The following is an 18,266-nucleotide window of genomic DNA, read 5'->3' as shown; positions in this document are numbered from 1 at the left end:
GGGCGGCAGGATTACAGTGTCGTCAGGGTCTGACGATCAGCCGCACCACCTCGCCGGCGTGCAGGCGGTCGAAGCCGGCGTTGATGTCGTCCAGGGGAATGACGCCGCTCATCAGGCGATCCACCGGCAGGCGGCCCTGGCGATACAGGGCGACGTAGCGGGGGATGTCGCGGCTGGGGACGCAGGTTCCGATGTAGGAACCCTTCAGCGTGCGCTCCTCGCCGACCAGGGAGACGACATTGACGGCAAGGGCCGCATCGGGCGGCGGCAGGCCGGCGGTGACGGTGGTTCCGCCGCGCCGGGTCATCTTCCACGCCGCCTCCAGCGCCCGGACCGAGCCGGCCATTTCGAAGGCGAAGTCGGCGCCGCCGTTCGTCAGGGCGCGGACCTGATCGACCGCATCGGGGTCGGCGGCGTTGACGGTCTCGACCGCGCCAAGGGTGCGGGCCAGGGCCAGCTTGTCCTCGGACAGGTCGACGGCGACGACGGGGCTGGCGCCCGAAGCCAGGGCGCCCAGCACGCTGGCCAGGCCCACGCCGCCCAGGCCGATGACGACGACGCTCTGGCCCGCCTTGACGCCGGCGGTGTTCACCACGGCCCCGACGCCGGTCAGGACGGCGCAGCCGAACAGGGCCGCCTCCTCGAAGGACAGGTCGGGATCGATCTTGACCAGGGAGCGGCGCGAGACGACGGCCCGCTCGGCGAAGGCGGAGCAGCCCAGGTGGTGGTTGACGGGCTCGCCCTCGCGGAAGACGCGCCGGGCGCCGGACAGAAGCTCGCCCCGGCCGTTCGCGGCGGCGCCGGGCTCGCACAGGGCGGGACGGCCGCCGGCGCACGGATTGCAGTGGCCGCACGACGGCATGAAGACCATGACGACGTGATCGCCGATGGCCAGATCGATGACGCCGTCCCCCAGCGCCTCCACCACGCCCGCCGCCTCGTGCCCCAGGGCCATGGGCAGGGGACGGGGCCGGTCGCCGTTGATGACCGACAGGTCCGAGTGGCACAGGCCCGCCGCCTTGATCGCGACCAGGACCTCGCCGGGGCCGGGCGGGTCCAGCGTCACGGTCTGGACCGACAGGGGGCGGCTGTCGGCGTAGGGGCGGGCGGCGCCCCTGTCAGACAGGACGGCGGCGCGGGTCGTCAGGGTCATGGTCAAGCTCATTCTTGTGCTAACGCCGCCGACGCGGTCGGCCGCTTCTTGAGCGCGTTCGTGATCAGACTGTTACCGATAGTCGCTTGACCTAACGTCGTCCAAGCTAGAGCGTCGGGATCGAGAGCGACGGTTCGCGTCGCCGAGGGAGACGACGATGCCGAAACGAGACGAGGGCGCGCTGGCGCAACGGGCGACCTACAAGGCCTTTCACATGGTCTCCACCCGCTGGGCCGACAACGATCAGTACGGCCATATCAACAACGCCAAATTCTATGAGTTCGTCGATTCGGCGGTGAACGCCCATCTGCTGATCGCCAATGCGCTGACGGAATCGATCGGCCTGGTGGTGGATTCGGGCTGTCGCTACACCTCGTCGCTGAAGTTCCCCGATGTGATCGAGGTCGGGATCAAGGTCGATGCGATCGGCACCTCCAGCGTCACCTACGGTTTTGCGGTCTTCAAGCGCAGCGTCGACGTCCCCGCCGCCATCGGCCATTTCGTCCACGTCTATGTCGACGCCGAAACCCGCCGGCCCAAGCCGTTGCCGGCGCGGCTGAGGAGCGTGGTGGAGAACCTTCGCGCGGGGTGAGGGCTAGGGCCTGACGGCGATGGCGGACAGGTCCTTGGACGGATCGATCGGCGCACCTTGCGCCTTTCGCTCGGAGTAGCGATCCACGAGCTGCGCGGCATGGGGCCGGGTGAGGACCGTGAATCGCACCAACTCCTCCATCACGTCGACGATCCGGTCGTAATAGGCCGACGGCTTCATGCGGCCTGCGTCGTCGAACTCCATGAAGGCCTTGGCGACGCTGGATTGGTTGGGGATGGTGATCATCCGCATCCAGCGGCCGAGCAGGCGCAGGGTGTTGACGGCGTTGAAGCTCTGGGACCCGCCCGAGACCTGCATCACCGCCAGGGTGCGCCCCTGCGTCGGTCGCATCCCGCCCATGTTCAGCGGCAGGTGGTCGATCTGAAGCTTCATGATCGCCGAGATCTGGCCATGGCGTTCCGGGCTGCACCAGACCATGCCTTCGGACCACATGGCGTGCTCGCGCAGGGCGTGGACGGCCGGATGGTCGTCGCCCGCGACCTGATCGGTCAGGGGCAGGTCGGACGGATCGAAGATGCGCGTCTCGCACCCCATGACCTGCAGCAGCCGCGCCGCCTCCTCGACGCACAGGCGCGAGAAGGACCGCTCGCGCAGGGAGCCGTAGAGCAGCAGGATGCGCGGCGCGGGATCGCCCGGACCCAGGCCCTGTGCGGGCGTATCCGAAAGATAGGCCGGATCGAGCGCCGGCAGATGGTCGGGATCAGGCAGGGCGCGAAGGCGGCTCATCCGATCACGCGGCGTCCGTCGGCGTCGACGACGACCTCGCCGTCTTCCTTGGTGAAGGGCTTCAGTCCCTCTTGAGGCAGCAGGTCCAGCACCGCCTCGGACGGGCGGCACAGTTTGACGCCCAGGGGGGAGACGACGATGGGGCGGTTCATCAGGATCGGGTGCGCCGCGATGGCGTCCAGCAGCTGTTCGTCCGACAGGCTTGTGTCGTCCAGGCCGAGGTCGGCGTAGGGCGTGCCCTTTTCGCGCAGGATATCGCGCAACGATCCGCCCATCCGTTCGACCAGTTGGGCCACCAGCGCGCGGCTGGGCGGGGTCTTCAGATACTCGATCACATGCGGTTCGATCCCGACGTGGCGGATCAGGGCCAGGGTGTTGCGCGACGTGCCGCAGGCGGGGTTGTGATAGATGACGACGTCCATTGGCCTCAGTCGCAGCAGGGGGCCAGTTCGGCCAGCAAGGGTTGGCAAAGCTCGGCGCGGCCCTGGCAGCAGTCCTTGAGGAGGAACAGCACGACCTCTCCCAGTCGATCCAGATCGGCGCGGTAGATGATCGACCGGCTGCGCCTCTGGGACGCGATCAGTCCGGCGCGCGACAGCACGCCCAGATGCGCCGACATCGTATTGGTCGGAACGGCGAGCCGATCGGCGATCTCTCCGGCCGGCAGGCCGTCCGGCGCATGGCGGACCAGCAGCCGGAAGGCGTCCAGTCGCGTGGATTGCGCCAGGGCGGCGAGCGCGAGAATGGCGGGTTCGGATTCCATTATTCCAAGATACTGGAAATATGATGTCGTGCAAGCTAGAGGGGGCGCTGCGGTCGTCGGTCGACCGGGATGGAGCCGCCCATGATCGTCGCCTTTCTGATCTTCGCGGTCACCATCACCCTGGTGATCTGGCAGCCGAAGGGCCTGCAGATCGGCTGGAGCGCGATGGGCGGTGCGGCGGCGGCGCTGTTGCTGGGTGTCGTCACCCTGGCCGACATCCCCGTGGTCTGGGACATCGTCTGGAACGCCACGGCGACCTTCGTCGCGATCATCATAATCAGCCTGTTGCTGGACGAGGCCGGCTTCTTCGAATGGGCGGCGCTGCATGTCGGGCGATGGGGGGGCGGCCATGGGCGCCGGCTGTTCGTCCTGTTCGTCCTGCTGGGCGCGGCGGTGTCGGCGGTCTTCGCCAACGACGGGGCGGCGCTGATCCTGACGCCGATCGTCATCGCCATGCTGCTGGCACTCGGCTATGGCCCCAAGGCGACGCTGGCCTTCGTCATGGCGGCGGGCTTCATCGCGGATGCGGCCAGCCTGCCGCTGGTGGTGTCCAACCTGGTCAATATCGTCTCGGCCGACTTCTTCGACATCGGCTTCGACCGCTATGCGGCGGTCATGGCGCCGGTGAACCTGGCGAGCATCGCGGCGACGCTGATGGTGCTGTTTGTGGTGTTCGGGCGCGATATTCCCAAGGCCTATGACGTGGAGCGCCTGGCCACGCCGTCCAGCGCGATCAAGGACCGGGCGACCTTCCTGTGGGGCTGGATCATCCTGGCGTTTCTGCTGATCGGCTTCTTCGTGCTGGAGCCGCGAGGGGTGCCGGTGTCCGCCGTCGCCGCGACGGGGGCGGTCGTCCTGTTGGTCGTGGCGGGCCGCGGCGCGGTCATCAGCACGACGAAGGTGCTGCGCGAGGCGCCGTGGCAGGTCGTGATCTTCTCACTGGGGATGTATCTGGTCGTCTATGGACTGGGCAACGCCGGCCTGACAGGCCAGATCGCGGGCCTGCTGGACGGATTCGCGCAGGGCGGGGTCTGGGGCGCGGCCTTCGGAACCGGGTTCCTGACGGCCTTCCTGTCGGCCATCGCCAACAATATGCCGACGGTCCTGATCGGCGCCCTGTCGATCGACGCCTCGGGCGCCACCGGCGCGGCCCGAGAAGCGATGATCTACGCCAATGTCATCGGCAGCGACCTGGGGCCGAAGATGACGCCGATCGGTTCGCTGGCCACATTGCTGTGGCTGCACGTCCTGGCGCGAAAGGGCGTGAAGATCGGTTGGGGCTATTATTTCAAGGTGGGCGTGGTGCTCACCTTGCCTGTCCTGGGCGTCGCCCTGGCGGCCCTGGCCTTACGCCTGAGCGTCTAGCGCCTTAATCGTCCAGACGGCCGATCAGGAACAGGGCGCCGACGGCGGTCAGGGCGCCCAGGGTGAAGGCGGTGACGATGGCGCCGGTGGCGACGGCGGTGGAGACGGTGACCGGGCGGGCTTCGTACCACTCGACGATGTCGGCCTCGCGCAGGTCGTCGTCCATATAGCCCTCGGCTTCATAGATGGTGTCGTCTGCGGTCATGACTTTACGCTCCGTCTGTCTTGTCCGGATCAATACGCCCAAACGGTACAGGTTCCACCCCTGTCGCCCCCGATCGGCGTATCGTGACAGGATGCCGCTCTTCGTTTAGGAGGCGCGGCTCAGGTTCAGAACGCTCAAAGACGATCCCATGGCCGGCCACTCGAAATTCAAGAACATCATGCACCGCAAGGGGCGCGCCGATGCGCAGCGCTCCAAGCTGTTCTCCAAACTGTCGCGCGACATCACCGTGGCGGCCAAGTCGGGCCTGCCGGATCCGGCGGCGAACCCGCGCCTGCGCCTGGCGGTCAACAACGCCAAGGCCGAAAGCCTGCCCAAGGACGTGATCCAGCGCGCCATCAACAAGGCCGCCGGCGGCGACGTCGATACGATGGAAGAGGTCCGCTACGAGGGCCGGGGTCCGGGCGGCGTGGGCATCATCGTCGAGGCCTTGACCGACAACCGCAATCGCGCGGCGTCCAACATCGGCGCGGCCTTCAAGAAGAACGGCGGCGCGCTGAGTGAGATGAACTCGGTCGCCTTCATGTGGGACAAGGTGGGCAAGATCACCTACGCCGCAGAGGCCGGTTCGGAAGACGCCGTGATGGAAGCCGCCATCGAGGCCGGCGCCCAGGACGTCGAGAGCGATCTGGTCAAACCCGACATCTATGAGGACGCGCCGGGCCACACGATCTGGACCGCCTTCGAGGACCTGAACGACGTCGCCGAGGCCATGTCCAAGGTGCTGGGCGATCCCAAGTCCACCGCCATCGTCTGGAAGCCGCAGTCCGAAGTGCCGGTGACGGGCGAGGCCGTCGGCACCCTGTTCAAGCTGCTGGACGCGCTGGACGCCGAGGACGACGTCTCGGCGGTCTATTCGAACGAGGACATCTCCGACGAGGACGCGGCCAAGTACGCGGGCTGATTTCGGCGCTCTCGCGTCGGAGCGGTCTTCGCGCTAGACTGGCGGCATGAACAGCGCCGCCGTCATTGCCGTCCTGCGCGAGCACGAGGGGGAGTTGCGTCGTCAGGGCGTCACGCATGCCGCCCTGTTCGGATCGGTCGCGCGGGGCGAGGCACGGCCCGACAGCGATCTGGACATCATGGTCGAGATCGACCCGGCAGCTGAGGTGAACCTGTACGACTATGTCGGCATCACCCAGTTCATTGGCGACTTGTTCGCCGGGCGCGCGGATGTGTCAGATCGCGAGATGCTGATCGAACCCGTGCGTCGCGAGGCCGAGCGCGAGGCGATCTTTGCCTTCTGAACCGGATCGCAAAGAGCGGCTGGCTTGGCGTGCAATTCTGGACAACTGCCTTTTGGCGCAGAGCTTCTGCGAGACCCTGACCGCCGCCGAATTCGCGGCGGATCGCAAGACCTTCTATGCGGTCACGCGGTGTCTTGAGATCGTATCGGAAGCCGCGCGGCGTCTTCGGGGCGCGCAACAGTCGGACCATCCCAACATCCGTTGGCGGCAGATCGAGGATTCCGGCAACGTCTTCCGGCACGTCTATCAGAACGTCGCGGAAAGCCGCGTTTGGGCGATTGTGCACGGCGAGCTGAACGATTTGATCGCCGCCGCAACTGCGGTTCTTGGCGACGAGCCGCAGCGGGAACATCAGCCGAAATAGGGCGCGAGTCGTTCGCACGGAACCGGGCCGTGCGCCGGGCGTAACGAGGCTTCACCGTTACGCCTGGAGCCCCCAATGGACATCACCCAGCTGATCCTCGACGACCATGCCGAACAGCGTCGGCTGTTTGCGATCATCGAACAGATCGACCCCAAGGACACCGATGCGCTGAGCGCCGTCTGGTCGCGGTTGTCGGCGTTCCTGGATGTGCACGCCGAGGCCGAGGAGCGGTTCTTCTATCCCGAGCTGCTGAAGCAGGGCGAGGGCGCCAATGACGCCGAGGACGGCACGGTCGAGGGCGAGACCGAGGACGCCATCGAGGACCACAACAAGCTGCGCGATGCCGTCAAGGCTGTCGAAAAGCACAAGGTCGGCACCAAGGCCTGGTTCGACGCCGTGGGCGAGGCGAACGTCGTCAACTCCAAACACATGGGCGAGGAAGAGCGGCAGGGGCTGACCGACTTCCGCATGAACGCCGATGTCGAGACGCGCCATGAGCTGGCGGTGAAGTTCGCCGCCTTCGAGGCCGAGTACATCACCGGCGTCAAGCCGGTGAACAAAGACCCCGAGACCTATATCGAAAAGCACGGCTGAGGCGGCCGCTGCGACCACGATGTCGCAGCATCGTCCGTCCAAGGAACATCCGCGGTCGGCCCGTCGTTGAGCGCGGATGAATCTGGGTAGTCTGGAAGGCGCCGTCCTGCCGATCCTCGGCGCGGTGATCGCGGGCGGGGTCATCGGCTTCGAGCGCGAATGGCGGGGCCGGGCGGCGGGCCTGAGAACGCACATCTTGGTGAGCCTGGCGTCGGCCCTGCTGATGCTGGCGGCCATGTCGCAGGCGGACTGGGCGTTCCGCGCCCTGCCCGACGAGAACATCGTCACAGACCCGACGCGGATGGCGCACGGCGTGCTGACGGGGATCGGGTTCTTGTGCGCAGGCGTGATCTTCCGCACCGGGTTTTCGATCCACGGGCTGACCACGGCGGCGTCGCTGTGGATCAACTCGGCGATCGGCATTCTGTTCGGGGCAGGCCTCTATGCGCTGGGGACGGCGGCGACGGCGGTCACGGCGCTGATTCTGATCGGCTTGAGGCTGATCAATGGGCGTTTGCCGGCGCGCACGGTGGTGGACGCAGAAGTGTGCTGGGAACGGCGCGAGGCGTCTCCGGAGCCGGCGATCGAGGCGGCGCTGAAAGCCATCGATGCGGACGCGCGACACGACCGGTTCGAGCTGATCGATGGACAGACCGTTCGACGGACTTGGCGATTGAAGGCTGCCGAGGAAAGCCAGCTGAAGCGGCTGGCGGAACAGCTGTGCGCCATACCGGGCGTGGTCGCCTACAGCCTGGACCCGCGCGACGACTGAAACCGTTCATTGCCCGATAACCCTCTTTGCGGCATGAGGGGAACGGATGGCGAACGAACCTGTCAGAATCATCGGCCTGGACCCCGGTCTGCGACGCACCGGCTGGGGGGTCGTCGTGTCGGATGGCGCGCGCCTGAGGTGGGTGGCGCACGGGGTGGTGGCCCCGCCCGAGACCGCGCCGTTCAGCGAGCGTCTGCTGCATCTTTTCGAGGCGCTGGGAACGATCTGCGCCGACCACGGCTGCGAGGAGGCGGCGGTGGAAGAAGTGTTCGTCAATGTGAACCCGTCCTCGACGCTGAAGCTGGGTCATGCGCGGGCGGCGGTGATGCTGGCGCCGGCCAAGGCGGGCCTGACGGTGGCGGAATATTCGCCGAACCTGATCAAAAAGGCGGTGGTGGGCGCAGGCCATGCGGACAAGAGCCAGATCGCCTTCATGGTCAAACGGCTGCTGCCGACCGCGGGCGACGTGAAGGCGGATGCGGCCGACGCCCTGGCGGTTGCGATCACCCATGCGCAGCTCAGGAAGCGGTCCCTGCTGGAAGCGATGCACCGGGGGGCGGCGTGATCGGGCGGTTGAGAGGCGTGCTGGCCGAGGTCGGCGAGGCGGAATGCCTGATCGACTGCGCCGGCGTGGGCTATGTCGTGTCGTGCGGGGCGCGGACGCTGGGGCGACTGCCGGCGCCGGGCGACGAGGCGACGGTGCATGTCCATTCCCAGTGGAGCGAGGATGCGGGGCCGCGCCTGTATGGATTTCTGACGCGCGACGAGCGGCGGGCCTTCACGACCCTGCTGGCCATTCAGGGCGTGGGGCCCAAGGCGGCGCTGGCGGTGCTGGACGTTCTGCCGCCTGGCGAACTGGCGTCGGCGGTGGCGCGCGAGGACAAGGCGGCGGTGGCGCGGGCCAACGGGGTGGGACCGAAGCTGGCGCTGCGGATCGTGACCGAGCTGAAGGGCAAGCCCTTGGGTGACGTCAGTTTTGCGCCTGTCGCACCTGGCATGCACGTCGAGATCGCACCGCCCGTTCCGTCCATCACCGGCGAGGCCGTGTCGGCCCTGCTTGGACTGGGCGTCGCCGAGGTCAATGCGCGCCGGGCCGTGGATCAGGCTTTGATCCGTCTGGGCGAAGAGGCGGAGCTGTCGGCGGTGATCCGCGCGGCGCTGCAGGAGTTGGGGCGGTGAGGGGGCGTGATGGGGGAGTCGTGATTCGTGAGTCGAGCGCGAAGTCTCTCACGGACATGATTTACGCGTCACGATTCACGACTCACGTCTGGATTTCCGTATGACCCGCGTCATCTCCCCCGAGGCCGAGACCGGCGAATCCTTCGATCGCGCGCTGCGGCCGCAGACGTTGTCGGAGTTCGTCGGCCAGTCCCAAGCCAAGGGCAATCTGAAGGTCTTCATCGATGCGGCGCGCGGGCGGGCCGAGGCGCTGGACCATGTGCTGCTGTTCGGACCGCCGGGACTGGGCAAGACGACGCTGGCGCAGATCGTGTCGCGCGAGCTGGGCGTGGGGTTCCGGGCGACCTCCGGGCCGATCCTGGCCAAGGCGGGCGACCTGGCGGCGATCCTGACCAACCTCGAGCCGCGCGACGTCCTGTTCATCGACGAGATCCATCGCTTAAGCCCTCAGGTCGAGGAGATCCTGTATCCGGCCATGGAGGATCATGTGCTGGACCTGATCATCGGCGAGGGGCCGTCGGCGCGTTCGGTGCGGATCGACCTGGCGCCGTTCACCCTGGTGGGGGCGACGACGCGGGCGGGCCTGTTGGCTACGCCGCTCAGGGACCGGTTCGGCATTCCGCTGCGACTGGAGTTCTACACCCCCGACGAACTGACGGCGGTGGTGCGCGGCACGGCGCGCAAGATGGGCGCAGCCATCGACGAGGCGGGCGCGCGCGAGATCGCGTCGCGGGCGCGGGGCACGCCGCGCATCGCCGGGCGCCTGCTGCGCCGGGTGCGGGATTTCGCCTCGGCCGAAGGGGCGGAGACGATCTCCAAGCTGGTGGCGGCGCGGGCGCTGGCGCGACTGGAGGTGGACGAGGCCGGGCTGGACAGCCTGGACCGGCGCTTCCTGAAGGCGTTGATCGAGAACTATGGCGGCGGGCCGGTCGGGATGGACACCCTGGCGGCCGCCATCGCCGAGGCGCGCGACGCGGTCGAGGACGTGATCGAACCCTATCTGCTGCAACAGGGCTTCATCATGCGCACCCCGCGCGGCCGCATGGCCTGCGCCAAGGCCTATGCGCATCTCGGCCTCAGCGCGCCGGCGCAACCCGCCGCCGGACCGGTGCCGGGCGACCTGTTCGAATAGGCGTTGCCAAGCGGGGCGGGCGGGGGTTTGCTGGGGGCGAACCGGAGCCTTCGTCCCATGATCCTGCGCACCCTGGCCGTGATGGCGTTTGCGGCCGGCCTGATCGGTCTGGCGCCGCCTGCGCGAGCGGCGGCCCCCGTCTTCACCGACAAGGCCTGTCCCAGTGATTGGCCGACAGGGCTGCGCGAGGTGCGGTGCGGGACCCTGACCGTGGACGAGGCGCGCGACGGCTCGGTCAGCGACCGGCGCATCGACATCGCGGTGGTCATCTTCAAGGCCAGCGCGCCGTACAAGGACGCCTCGGGCCAGGCGCTGCCGCCGATGGTGATGTTCCACGGCGGGCCGGGCGGGGCCCTGACGCCTGGGGCGGGGCGGATGCTGGCGGCGCTGCGTCGCAACCCGGAAGCCTTTGCGGTGGATCAGGACGTCATCCTGTTCGACCAGCGGGGCGGCGGGGCGAGCAACCCGTCGATGGACTGTCCGGGCGTCGAACTGACCGATGCGGGGCCGCCGTCCGACAAGGATCGCGACGGGCTGATCGCCTGTCTGAAGGGCTATCAGGCGCAAGGGATCGACCTGAACCAGTACAACGCCGCCGCCATCGCCGACGATGTGAAGGACATGGCCCAGGCCCTGGGTCTGGCCAAGATCGACCTGTGGGGCGGATCGTACGGGCCGCGCATCGAGGCGGCGGTGATCACCCACCAGCCCCAGATCGTGCGCGCCGCCGTGATGGACAGCCCCTGGCCGCCCGAGGGCAGCTGGGCCGTCGGCACGCCCGAACAGGTCTCGGCGGCGGTGAGGATCATCCTGGCCAAATGCGCGGCCCAGGCGGCCTGCGCGGCGCAGCATCCGGACCTTCAGGCGCGGTTCGAGGCCGAGGCGCGCAAATGGCTGGCCGGTCCGGTGACGGGCAAGGATGGGCGCACCTTCAACGTCGACGACCTGTCGGCCTTCCTGATGGACACGACCTATAGCGCGACGGGCGTGCGCAGCCTGCCGGTCGATCTGGACAAGATCATCGCCGGCGACCTGACGCCGGTCGCGGAGATCGCAGAGGACCGCACCTATTATTTCGAGGGCCAGCACATGGCCCATCTGTGCAAGGAAGAGCTGCCGTTCGAGTCCAAGGCGCGGCTGGCGGCCGGGGCGGCCGGTGATCCGGTCGCCGAGGTGCTGGTTCCGTCGCTGTCGCGGCTGTTCGACGTCTGCGCTGCGGTGGGTGAACGGCCGGCGCTGCCGATCGAAAACCTGCCGGTCCAGACCGACATCCCGACCCTGTTCGTCGCCGCCGAGATCGATCCGGGCTGCCCGCCGCCGCTGACCGAGGCGGCCGCCAGGGGCTATGCGAACAGCCAGGTGGTGATCGTGACCAACGCGACCCACGGCGTCATCAACGCCAGCCCCTGCACGCGCAAGATGGCGCGCGACTTCCTGCGTGATCCGTCCAAGCCGGTGGATCGGACCTGCCTGCCCGCCGCCGACACGCCGCTGGACTTCACCCTGGAAGCGCCCGCCGCATGAGGGTGATGCGCCATCGCAGCCCGCTTCAGCAGCGTGTGATGATCGCGGCGGCGCTGGTTCTGGCCTTGTGCGCGGTCGGCGTCTGGGTGCTGATGCAGCCCTCGAATACCCCGTCGCCCGAGGCGGCCGATGCGCGGGTGATGCGCCAGATCCGCACCCAGGCGGGGCGCGGCGCCGAGCTGCGCTACGCCGAGAACGGGCAAAGGCGATCGGTATGCGGCTATGTCGGGCGCGCCGCCGGCGGGCCGGCGGTGGGCTTCGTTTCCATCCCCAACCGCATCCTGTTCAGCGACGACCCCCTCCCGACCGAGTTCCGCGAAATGCGCCAAAGCTACTGCCCCGGCTTCATGGCCGCGCCGAACCGCCGGCCGTGATCCGTCGTCGGTTGAATGGGCCAGCACTCGCCCTGATCGCACAGATAATGGCGACGGCGGCGATCAGCCTGCTGGCGGTCCGGGCGGCCGGGGCGGGGACGGCGTCGGTCGTGGTCCAGGGCGCGGCGTTTCTGATCGGGGCCGTGGCGCTGTGGGCGGCGTCGCGGACGGCGCGGCCGGGCCGGGGTCCGAGGTTGATCTTGGCGGCGGCGATCCTGGTCGTCGCCCTCCTGATGCTGACGATGGGCGTGGAGATGCAGGGCGCGCATCGCTGGCTGGCGCTGGGGCCGGTTCTGATTCATCCCGCTTCGCTGCTGGGCGCGCCGCTGCTCTGGCTCGTGGCGCAGGATGCAGACGATATGTGGACGGCAGGCGTCGCGGCCCTGACGATCCTGACGTTCGGTCTCGGCTTCGACGGAGCCGCCAGCCTGGCCTTCGCGGTGGGAACGACCGGATTGCTGACGGCGGCGAGAGGGTCGTGGAAGACGCTGGCGCCGCTGGCGGCCCTGTCCTGGATTTTGGCGCTCTGGAGCCTGACGCGTTCGCAGGCCCTGCCGCGCGTTCCCTATGTCGAGGATGTCGTGCCGATCGTCTGGGCGGTGGCGCCGGTCCTCGGTGTGGCGGCGGTGATGGCTCTGATCCTGCTGTCGGCCCCGCTGCTTTGGATGGGATGGCGCGCGCAAGGCGTCGGAGCCTCAGTCGGATTGGCCATGGCCGGGTTCTGGATCGGTCTGTCGGCGGCCAATCTGCTGGGCGCCTATCCGGCGCCGGTGGTGGGATATGGCGCTTCGCCCGTGATCGGATGGCTTGTCGCGATCGGACTGGCTATGGCGACTGCACGACGCACGAGGTTTCAGTGACCGCAATCTCCGACCAACCCACCGCCGGCCGTTTCGAGGGGCGCGATCACCTGTTGCCGGTGCGCGTCTATTACGAGGACACAGATTTCACCGGCCTGGTCTATCACGCCAACTATGTGCGCTATTTCGAGCGAGGGCGGTCCGATTTCCTGCGCGCCATCGGGGTGGGGCACGCCGATCTTCTGGAGGAAGCCGAGCCGTTGGCCTTCGTGGTGTCGGAGTTGAACATCAAATATCTGAAACCGGCGCGGATCGACGACGCCCTGGTGGTGCGCACCGTCTACGAGCAGGTGAAGGGCGTGCGGCTGATCATCTGCCAGAGCGTGGAGCGGGCCGGCGAGGTGTTGTGCCGGGCCGAGGTGACGGCGGTATGCATCCATCTGGACGGGCGGCCGCGACGGCCGTCGAAGGGTCTGGTCGAGAAGGTCACGCCGTGGCTGGCGGCCGGCGGGGCCGCCGACTAAAATCGCGCCAACGAGGGGGATAACGTCATGGCCGCAGAAACCTACAAGATGTCCGCCAGCGCGGTGATCGTCACGATCCTGCTGTTCGTGCTGCTGGTCGGCGGCGGGCTGGCAGGCTGTCCCTATTACAAGGTCTGGGAGCGCAAGATGGCGGGCCAGGCCGAGCTGCAATATCAGCAGGGCGCGCGCCAGGCCCTGATCGCCCAGGCTGCTGCAGAAGACGAGGCGGCGATCAAGCGGGCCGAGGCGGCGACGCGCCGGGTCCTGGGCTGGACCGATGCGGCCAAGCGCGGCTGCGCTGAACTGGGCCGGTCGGGCGATCGCCAGTGCGAGGAGCAACTGCTGAAGGACGCCGCCACCTATTCCATCGCCAAGGAAGGCCACGAGGGCGTCATCATCAGCGTCGGCGCCCCGGTCTCTGTTGCGGTCGATCCGAATGCGCGGCGGACGGCGTCCGAGTAACCTGCCGTTAACCCTTATGACGCGCCTGTCAGATGACGGGCGGACGGGTCGGGGCTAAACGGGCCGGACGCCACACAATGGTCACGTCCGCTCGGTCGAAGAGGGAACGTGACGATCTCGATTCCGCCCGGAGCGCCTGAATGACCACGCCTGTCGACGCCGCGATGATGAACCCGGTCGAGCTGTTCCTGACCGCCGACTGGGTGGTCAAGAGCGTGATGATCGGGCTGGCGGCGGCCTCGATCTGGTCGTGGACGATCATCATCGACAAGGCGGTTCGGTTCACGGCGCTGAATAAGCGCGCCGACGACTTCGAAAAGTCGGTTCAGTCCGGCCGGTCGCTGGAAGAGGTGGCGTCCCAGGCCGGACCCGAGCCGGACCACGCCCTGCCGCGCATGCTGGTGATCGCCCTGTCGGACTGGCGCGAGGCGCGTCAGCGCGGGGCGTTGAACGAGCATCAGGGCGACCTGCTGCTGGTGCGGATCGACAAGGCGATGAACAGCCTGATCTCGCGCGAGGGCCAGCGGATCGAGAATGGCCTGGGCGTGCTGTCGGTGGTGGCCACGGCCTCGCCCTTCATCGGCCTGTTCGGCACCGTGTGGGGCATCATGAATGCGTTCGGGCGGATCGCGGCGGCGGGCAACACCAATCTGACGACGGTGGCGCCGGCCATCGCGGAAGCCCTGTTCGCCACCGCTATCGGCCTGGCGGCGGCCATCCCGGCCTATATCGCCTACAACAAGTTCTCGATCGACGCGGGCAAGTTCGTCGGCCGGCTGGAGGCTTTCGCCGACGATCTGCAGGCCGCCGTGGCGCGCCGCCTGGGCAGCCCGTCGGCTCCGCCGCCTCCGCCCCCGCCGTCCAGCGACCTCAGCCTGAAGCGGGGCGTCTGAGCCATGGCCCTGGGCGGTGGTGCGAGCGGCGGCGGGCGTCGGGGACGCAGGGGGCGTAAGGGGCCTCTGACCGAGATCAACGTCACGCCTCTGGTGGACGTGATGCTGGTGCTGCTGATCATCTTCATGATCTCGGCGCCGCTGCTGACGGTGGGCGTGCCCGTCGAACTGCCCAAGACCGAGGCCAGCGCGGTCGAGATCAAGTCCGAACCCCTGTCCGTCAGCATCGACCAGCAGGGCGCGATCTTCGTCGGCGACAGCGAGACGGCGTTCGAACAGCTATCGGCGCGACTGCAGACCGAGGCGGGCGGCGCGGACAAGGCGGCGGAGCGGCCGGTGTTCGTGCGGGCCGACGGGCGCGCCCCCTATCAGGCGGTGGCGCGGGTGATGGCGCGATTGAGCGCCTCGGGCTTCACCAAGCTGAACCTGATCACCGACACGGCGCCGGAGGCCTGAATCCTTTGCGTCGGCCGAGCCCCGCCATCCTCGGATCGCTCGCCCTGCACGCCGGGGTGATCGCGCTCGCCTTCGTGATGGTGTCGCACAAGACGGACGAGGACGAGACGCCGCTGGTGGCCTCGGTGCCGGTGACCATCGTCTCGGAGGAGGTGATCCAGGCGGCGCCGGCGGACAATCCGCAGCCCGAACCCTCGCCCGACGACGCCGCGACCGCGCCGGTGCAGCAGCCCGATCCCGTGCCGCCGACGCCCGAGCCGACGCCGCCGCAACCCCAGCCGCGCCCGACCCCGACGCCGCCGCGACCCACGCCGCCGCGCCCGGCCCCGACGCCCACGCCAACGCCGAAGCCCACGCCGACGCCGACGCCGCCGCGTCCGACGCCTCGACCCCAGCCGCCGACGCCGGCGCCGCCGACCAAGGCCCAGCCGACCCCGCGCCCGGCGACGCCCGCACCCGCCCGCCCCGCGCCCCAGCGCACCGAGCCGAGCCTGGACCTGGACGCCCTGGCCGGACCGACGCGCCCGACCAACAATCGCGGCCGACCGGCGACGGGGCAGCAGGGGGCGGGCGCGGCGTCCCAGGCCACAGGGCCGCAGATCACGGCCATCTTCAATCAGGTCTATCCGAACTGGATTCTGCCCTGCGACATCCCCGGCGCGGACCAGCTGCGCATCCAGGTCGAGCTGACCCTGTCGGCCGATGGACGGATCACGCGCGGGCCCAGCCTGATCAACGCCCAATCATCGGACGTCTATCGCGCCGCCGCCGACGGCGCCCTGCGCGCCCTGCGCCAGACCGCGCCCTTCGACGTGCCGCAGGGCTTCCCCGGCGGTGTCTATCGCCCCACCTTCAACACCGAACGGGCGTGCCGCAATCGCTAGGCGTGAGGCGGGGCTATAAGGTGAAGCGCATCGCGCCCGCCGATGACCGCCTGAGGCGACAGGCGGCGGTCGAAAGTCGCCAAAAGCCCACCGTTCGAAACCGCCAACCCCAGCAGATAAGCATCTGTGACCTGCTCAGGCGTCGTGATCGCCGAACCATCGAAAACACTGGCGTCCGCCAGGCTGAGGGTATCCGGCCAGAACACATGTCCCGGCATGTCACGCAGAAGATTTAGGGTGCCAATGACTTCGAAAGGGGTTCCGACCGGGTTGCGATAACGGCTGTTGCCGACGATGCGGACCAAGCCATTTTCAGTTATCGGACACGTCGCCCATGACGAGACGGCTTCACGCTGGAACCAGATATTGGCCGTGTCATGAAAGACGTGACGCGGATCGACAAGGGCGATCAGCACGTTGACGTCCAGCAGATAGGTCAAGGCAACTCGTCGCGCAGCGCATTGACGTCTTCCAATGTGACCATTGGTCCTGGCCGATCAGGCAGCAGCGGGACACCGTCGCGAAACCGGACGGTCGTCGGCCGTTTTTGCAGCGCTTGTCGCGCCAGTTCGGACACGACTTCGCCGATCGTGCGATCCTGATGGACCGCGATGGCTCGTGCGGCGTTCAGCACGTCGTCATCGATGGCGAGGGTGGTGCGCATGGACGCAAGATAATGCATCACGCATCACGCATCAATGATCGCGCTTGTCCCGAATGTCGCCCCATTCCCCGTGAAGCTGGCGAAAGTCGAACGGCCCGGCGATAAGGGGCGGCGATCCTTCGAGACTTATGGGAGCATCTGATGCGTCTGAACCTTCTTCTGGCCTCCGTGGCGGCTGTCGCGATGGCGGCTCCTCTGACGACGGCGGCGCAGACGCCTCAGCAGAACCAGCCAGTCGAGGTCGAGATCGATCAGGGCGTGCTGCGCCCGCTTCAGATCGCGGTCGTGCCGTTCGCCGGGACGCACGGGTCGGACATCTCCAATGTGGTCAGCGCCAATCTGAAGCGGTCGGGCTTCTTCGAGCCGCTGAACCCGTCCAGCTTCATCGAGACCGGGCTGACGCTGGCCAATGCGCCCAACTTCCCTCAGTGGACCCAGATCGGGGCGCAGGCGGTGCTGTACGGCGGGGTGACGACGCGCGGCGACGGGAGGCTGGACGTAGGCTTCCGCCTCTATGATCCCTACCGCCAGTGCCAGCTGGTCAGTTATCAGTTCACCGCGACCCAGGAGCAATGGCGCCGGATCGCGCACAAGATTTCCGACGTCATCTATCAGCGCATGACCGGCGAGGCGGGCTTCTTCGATTCCCGCGTGATCTTCGTGTCCGAGGAGGGCACGCAGCTGAACCGGATCAACCGCCTGACCATCGCCGATCAGGACGGGTTCAACCCGACCTATCTGACGCAAGGCGACGAGGTGATCATGTCGCCGCGCTTCTCGCTGTCCCAGCCGGACGAGATCACCTATGTGGCGCTGGGCAAGGATTACAGCCGCATCTACCTGTATAATCTGACGACCGGCCGCCGCGAGAGCTTGGGCGAGTTCGATGGTCAGGTGCTGGCGCCGCGCTTCTCCAACGACGGCAACAAGATTGCGTTTTCGATCATCCGGGGCGGCAACACCGACGTCTATGTGATGGATCTGCGCAGCCGCCAGATCACGCGCCTGACCAGCGACCCGGGCATCGACACCTCGCCGTCGTTCAGCCCGGACGGCAGCCAGATCGTCTTCACCTCGGACCGTTCGGGGTCGGCGCGGCTGTATGTCATGCGGTCGGACGGATCGGGCCAGCGGCCGATTTCGCGCGGCGGCGGCATCTATACGGCCCCGTCCTGGAGCCCGACCGGCAATCTGATCGCCTTCACCAAACAGGGCGGCGGCCGGTTCTCGACCGGGGTGATGAACGCCGACGGCTCCGGCGAGCGCATCCTGTCCTCGAGCTATTTCGAGGAGGGGCCGAACTGGGCGCCGAATGGCCGCTACGTGATGTTCGCGCGCCAGACGCCGGGCGGCGACACGCGTCTGTGGACCGTAGACCTGTCGGGGCGCGTGGTGTCGCAGGCGGGCTATAACGGACGCGGGACCGACCCGGCCTGGTCGCCGCTGCTGGACCGCGGCCCGAGCAATCTGGGCGTGAACCAGGGCGCCGACAGCTGCCCGGCCTAAACGCCGCACCGACACCGTCGGAGCCTTAAAGCTCAACTGTGCGTTATC

General features: G+C 68.0%; 26 protein-coding genes. 19 read left to right on the top strand and 7 right to left on the bottom strand.

The window, feature by feature from the left end:
* Positions 1-22: 22 nt before the first annotated feature.
* Positions 23-1,153 (bottom strand): zinc-dependent alcohol dehydrogenase family protein, encoded by a 1,131-nt coding sequence (locus JX001_RS15835; protein WP_205681732.1) that lies wholly within the window; start codon positions 1,151-1,153, stop codon positions 23-25.
* A 157-nt stretch (positions 1,154-1,310) separates the two neighbouring features.
* Here JX001_RS15835 and JX001_RS15830 point away from each other — a divergent pair, with 157 nt between their 5' ends.
* A complete protein-coding gene (locus tag JX001_RS15830) occupies positions 1,311-1,745 on the top strand; it encodes an acyl-CoA thioesterase (RefSeq protein WP_017506452.1) in 435 nt (144 codons plus the stop codon).
* Between the two features lie 3 nt (positions 1,746-1,748).
* On the opposite strand, the gene arsH is transcribed toward JX001_RS15830, so the two are convergent.
* Genes arsH through JX001_RS15815 form a run of 3 tightly spaced genes read right to left on the bottom strand, consistent with a single transcriptional unit; the run spans position 1,749 to position 3,255 of the window.
* Complete coding sequence (arsH, locus tag JX001_RS15825) at positions 1,749-2,492, bottom strand: arsenical resistance protein ArsH (RefSeq protein WP_205681731.1); 744 nt, start codon at positions 2,490-2,492, stop codon at positions 1,749-1,751.
* Positions 2,489-2,914, bottom strand: coding sequence for an arsenate reductase (glutaredoxin) (gene arsC, locus JX001_RS15820; RefSeq protein WP_205681730.1), 426 nt, complete (start codon positions 2,912-2,914; stop codon positions 2,489-2,491). Before arsC ends, arsH begins: the two co-directional genes overlap by 4 nt.
* Positions 2,915-2,919: 5 nt before the next feature.
* The gene (locus JX001_RS15815) at positions 2,920-3,255 is read right to left on the bottom strand and encodes an ArsR/SmtB family transcription factor (RefSeq protein ID WP_017506449.1); all 336 of its coding nucleotides are present in this window, start codon (positions 3,253-3,255) and stop codon (positions 2,920-2,922) included.
* 81 nt (positions 3,256-3,336) lie between these two features.
* On the opposite strand from JX001_RS15815, the gene JX001_RS15810 reads away from it, so the two are divergent.
* Positions 3,337-4,620, top strand: a complete 1,284-nt coding sequence (locus JX001_RS15810; protein ID WP_205681729.1) for an arsenic transporter — start codon at positions 3,337-3,339, stop codon at positions 4,618-4,620.
* Positions 4,621-4,624: 4 nt separating this feature from the next.
* Here the strand turns inward: JX001_RS15810 and JX001_RS15805 are convergent, their stop codons facing one another.
* Entirely contained in the window at positions 4,625-4,825 is a 201-nt protein-coding gene (locus JX001_RS15805; protein ID WP_112862638.1) for a hypothetical protein, read from the bottom strand.
* Between the two features lie 148 nt (positions 4,826-4,973).
* Between JX001_RS15805 and JX001_RS15800 the strand changes: the two genes are divergently transcribed.
* The 16 genes from JX001_RS15800 (at position 4,974) to JX001_RS15725 (ending at position 16,048) form a co-directional block, all read left to right on the top strand.
* Positions 4,974-5,747 carry a YebC/PmpR family DNA-binding transcriptional regulator gene (locus tag JX001_RS15800; protein WP_055753937.1) on the top strand — a complete coding sequence of 258 codons (774 nt, stop codon included), beginning with the start codon at positions 4,974-4,976 and terminating at the stop codon, positions 5,745-5,747.
* Between the two features lie 46 nt (positions 5,748-5,793).
* Positions 5,794-6,090, top strand: a complete 297-nt coding sequence (locus JX001_RS15795; RefSeq protein ID WP_017506444.1) for a nucleotidyltransferase family protein — start codon at positions 5,794-5,796, stop codon at positions 6,088-6,090.
* Positions 6,080-6,454, top strand: a complete 375-nt coding sequence (locus JX001_RS15790) for a HepT-like ribonuclease domain-containing protein (RefSeq protein ID WP_112862636.1) — start codon at positions 6,080-6,082, stop codon at positions 6,452-6,454. Before JX001_RS15795 ends, JX001_RS15790 begins: the two co-directional genes overlap by 11 nt.
* 75 nt (positions 6,455-6,529) lie before the next feature.
* Positions 6,530-7,048 (top strand): hemerythrin domain-containing protein, encoded by a 519-nt coding sequence (locus JX001_RS15785; protein ID WP_055753938.1) that lies wholly within the window; start codon positions 6,530-6,532, stop codon positions 7,046-7,048.
* 76 nt (positions 7,049-7,124) lie between these two features.
* On the top strand, positions 7,125-7,820 hold the full coding sequence (locus JX001_RS15780; RefSeq protein WP_205681728.1) for an MgtC/SapB family protein: 696 nt from the start codon (positions 7,125-7,127) through the stop codon (positions 7,818-7,820).
* 46 nt (positions 7,821-7,866) lie between these two features.
* Positions 7,867-8,385 carry a crossover junction endodeoxyribonuclease RuvC gene (gene ruvC / locus JX001_RS15775; RefSeq protein WP_055753940.1) on the top strand — a complete coding sequence of 173 codons (519 nt, stop codon included), beginning with the start codon at positions 7,867-7,869 and terminating at the stop codon, positions 8,383-8,385.
* Entirely contained in the window at positions 8,382-8,999 is a 618-nt protein-coding gene (ruvA, locus tag JX001_RS15770) for a Holliday junction branch migration protein RuvA (protein WP_055753941.1), read from the top strand. Before ruvC ends, ruvA begins: the two co-directional genes overlap by 4 nt.
* Before the next feature lie 100 nt (positions 9,000-9,099).
* The gene (gene ruvB, locus JX001_RS15765) at positions 9,100-10,131 is read left to right on the top strand and encodes a Holliday junction branch migration DNA helicase RuvB (RefSeq protein WP_017506438.1); all 1,032 of its coding nucleotides are present in this window, start codon (positions 9,100-9,102) and stop codon (positions 10,129-10,131) included.
* 57 nt (positions 10,132-10,188) lie between these two features.
* Entirely contained in the window at positions 10,189-11,655 is a 1,467-nt protein-coding gene (locus JX001_RS15760) for an alpha/beta hydrolase (RefSeq protein ID WP_205681727.1), read from the top strand.
* 5 nt (positions 11,656-11,660) lie between these two features.
* Positions 11,661-12,029: a hypothetical protein gene (locus tag JX001_RS15755; protein WP_241004688.1), complete on the top strand. Its 369-nt coding sequence runs from the start codon at positions 11,661-11,663 to the stop codon at positions 12,027-12,029.
* A complete protein-coding gene (locus tag JX001_RS15750; protein ID WP_205681725.1) occupies positions 12,026-12,889 on the top strand; it encodes a hypothetical protein in 864 nt (287 codons plus the stop codon). Before JX001_RS15755 ends, JX001_RS15750 begins: the two co-directional genes overlap by 4 nt.
* 5 nt (positions 12,890-12,894) lie before the next feature.
* The gene (gene ybgC, locus JX001_RS15745; protein WP_205683223.1) at positions 12,895-13,353 is read left to right on the top strand and encodes a tol-pal system-associated acyl-CoA thioesterase; all 459 of its coding nucleotides are present in this window, start codon (positions 12,895-12,897) and stop codon (positions 13,351-13,353) included.
* A 27-nt stretch (positions 13,354-13,380) separates the two neighbouring features.
* Positions 13,381-13,815 (top strand): hypothetical protein, encoded by a 435-nt coding sequence (locus tag JX001_RS15740; protein ID WP_205681724.1) that lies wholly within the window; start codon positions 13,381-13,383, stop codon positions 13,813-13,815.
* Positions 13,816-13,955: 140 nt separating this feature from the next.
* A complete protein-coding gene (gene tolQ, locus JX001_RS15735; protein WP_205681723.1) occupies positions 13,956-14,708 on the top strand; it encodes a protein TolQ in 753 nt (250 codons plus the stop codon).
* A 3-nt stretch (positions 14,709-14,711) separates the two neighbouring features.
* Positions 14,712-15,164: a protein TolR gene (gene tolR / locus JX001_RS15730; protein ID WP_205681722.1), complete on the top strand. Its 453-nt coding sequence runs from the start codon at positions 14,712-14,714 to the stop codon at positions 15,162-15,164.
* Between the two features lie 5 nt (positions 15,165-15,169).
* Entirely contained in the window at positions 15,170-16,048 is an 879-nt protein-coding gene (locus JX001_RS15725; RefSeq protein ID WP_205681721.1) for a hypothetical protein, read from the top strand.
* On the opposite strand, the gene JX001_RS15720 is transcribed toward JX001_RS15725, so the two are convergent.
* Together JX001_RS15720 and JX001_RS15715 are read right to left on the bottom strand one after the other, a co-directional pair.
* Positions 16,045-16,488, bottom strand: coding sequence for a TA system VapC family ribonuclease toxin (locus JX001_RS15720; protein ID WP_205681720.1), 444 nt, complete (start codon positions 16,486-16,488; stop codon positions 16,045-16,047). The two genes, JX001_RS15725 and JX001_RS15720, sit on opposite strands and share 4 nt — an antisense overlap.
* A complete protein-coding gene (locus tag JX001_RS15715) occupies positions 16,485-16,712 on the bottom strand; it encodes a CopG family transcriptional regulator (RefSeq protein WP_205681719.1) in 228 nt (75 codons plus the stop codon). Before JX001_RS15715 ends, JX001_RS15720 begins: the two co-directional genes overlap by 4 nt.
* Before the next feature lie 141 nt (positions 16,713-16,853).
* Here JX001_RS15715 and tolB point away from each other — a divergent pair, with 141 nt between their 5' ends.
* Complete coding sequence (gene tolB / locus JX001_RS15710) at positions 16,854-18,218, top strand: Tol-Pal system beta propeller repeat protein TolB (RefSeq protein ID WP_112861281.1); 1,365 nt, start codon at positions 16,854-16,856, stop codon at positions 18,216-18,218.
* Positions 18,219-18,266: the final 48 nt, after the last annotated feature.

This window comes from Brevundimonas fontaquae (assembly GCF_017086445.1).
Classification (GTDB): Bacteria; Pseudomonadota; Alphaproteobacteria; order Caulobacterales; family Caulobacteraceae; genus Brevundimonas; species Brevundimonas fontaquae.
The sequence above is the reverse complement of the archived record's forward strand: the minus strand, read 5'-3'. Positions and strand labels throughout refer to the sequence as shown.

What these genes read in the sequence shown, in the direction of transcription:
- JX001_RS15835 (WP_205681732.1), bottom strand. Translation starts at nt 1,153, where the DNA reads ATGACCCTGACGACCCGCGCCGCCGTCCTGTCTGACAGGGGCGCCGCC.
- JX001_RS15830 (WP_017506452.1), top strand. Translation starts at nt 1,311, where the DNA reads ATGCCGAAACGAGACGAGGGCGCGCTGGCGCAACGGGCGACCTACAAG.
- arsH (WP_205681731.1), bottom strand. Translation starts at nt 2,492, where the DNA reads ATGAGCCGCCTTCGCGCCCTGCCTGATCCCGACCATCTGCCGGCGCTC.
- arsC (WP_205681730.1), bottom strand. Translation starts at nt 2,914, where the DNA reads ATGGACGTCGTCATCTATCACAACCCCGCCTGCGGCACGTCGCGCAAC.
- JX001_RS15815 (WP_017506449.1), bottom strand. Translation starts at nt 3,255, where the DNA reads ATGGAATCCGAACCCGCCATTCTCGCGCTCGCCGCCCTGGCGCAATCC.
- JX001_RS15810 (WP_205681729.1), top strand. Translation starts at nt 3,337, where the DNA reads ATGATCGTCGCCTTTCTGATCTTCGCGGTCACCATCACCCTGGTGATC.
- JX001_RS15805 (WP_112862638.1), bottom strand. Translation starts at nt 4,825, where the DNA reads ATGACCGCAGACGACACCATCTATGAAGCCGAGGGCTATATGGACGAC.
- JX001_RS15800 (WP_055753937.1), top strand. Translation starts at nt 4,974, where the DNA reads ATGGCCGGCCACTCGAAATTCAAGAACATCATGCACCGCAAGGGGCGC.
- JX001_RS15795 (WP_017506444.1), top strand. Translation starts at nt 5,794, where the DNA reads ATGAACAGCGCCGCCGTCATTGCCGTCCTGCGCGAGCACGAGGGGGAG.
- JX001_RS15785 (WP_055753938.1), top strand. Translation starts at nt 6,530, where the DNA reads ATGGACATCACCCAGCTGATCCTCGACGACCATGCCGAACAGCGTCGG.
- JX001_RS15780 (WP_205681728.1), top strand. Translation starts at nt 7,125, where the DNA reads ATGAATCTGGGTAGTCTGGAAGGCGCCGTCCTGCCGATCCTCGGCGCG.
- ruvC (WP_055753940.1), top strand. Translation starts at nt 7,867, where the DNA reads ATGGCGAACGAACCTGTCAGAATCATCGGCCTGGACCCCGGTCTGCGA.
- ruvB (WP_017506438.1), top strand. Translation starts at nt 9,100, where the DNA reads ATGACCCGCGTCATCTCCCCCGAGGCCGAGACCGGCGAATCCTTCGAT.
- JX001_RS15760 (WP_205681727.1), top strand. Translation starts at nt 10,189, where the DNA reads ATGATCCTGCGCACCCTGGCCGTGATGGCGTTTGCGGCCGGCCTGATC.
- JX001_RS15755 (WP_241004688.1), top strand. Translation starts at nt 11,661, where the DNA reads ATGCGCCATCGCAGCCCGCTTCAGCAGCGTGTGATGATCGCGGCGGCG.
- JX001_RS15740 (WP_205681724.1), top strand. Translation starts at nt 13,381, where the DNA reads ATGGCCGCAGAAACCTACAAGATGTCCGCCAGCGCGGTGATCGTCACG.
- tolQ (WP_205681723.1), top strand. Translation starts at nt 13,956, where the DNA reads ATGACCACGCCTGTCGACGCCGCGATGATGAACCCGGTCGAGCTGTTC.
- tolR (WP_205681722.1), top strand. Translation starts at nt 14,712, where the DNA reads ATGGCCCTGGGCGGTGGTGCGAGCGGCGGCGGGCGTCGGGGACGCAGG.
- JX001_RS15715 (WP_205681719.1), bottom strand. Translation starts at nt 16,712, where the DNA reads ATGCGCACCACCCTCGCCATCGATGACGACGTGCTGAACGCCGCACGA.
- tolB (WP_112861281.1), top strand. Translation starts at nt 16,854, where the DNA reads ATGCGTCTGAACCTTCTTCTGGCCTCCGTGGCGGCTGTCGCGATGGCG.